General features: G+C 43.1%; 1 pseudogene. It reads left to right on the top strand.

Annotated elements, in window-relative coordinates:
• Positions 1–123 (top strand): annotated as a pseudogene (locus H5300_RS27255) (transposase); the annotation flags it as partial.
• Between the last annotated feature and the right edge of the window lie 195 nt (positions 124–318).

Raw genomic sequence — 318 nt, 5'->3', positions numbered from 1 at the left:
CCAGAAGCTCTGATAGAGCGCATGATTGAGCATATTCCTGATAAGCACTTCAAAATGATTCGATACTTCGGTTTTCTATCAAACCGACGTCGTGGTGAGATGCTCCCTAAGGTCTACGATGCCTTTGGCATCAGTGGTTATCACCAATAAATCTCGTGTATCTTCTGGGTGTATATACCTTTTTTGAAAGTAATAATCATCGAAATCTTGGGCGACATCTTGAATGACCTGCATCGTCTGTCGTTTAGGGATATGCCCCCCTGTTGTACTATCTATACTAGTAACGGCATCGTCATAAGAGCCTCTTATCGCTTCAGC

The organism is Vibrio sp. SG41-7 (assembly GCF_014164465.1).
In the GTDB taxonomy this organism is placed as follows: Bacteria; Pseudomonadota; Gammaproteobacteria; order Enterobacterales; family Vibrionaceae; genus Vibrio; species Vibrio splendidus.
The sequence above is the reverse complement of the archived record's forward strand: the minus strand, read 5'-3'. Positions and strand labels throughout refer to the sequence as shown.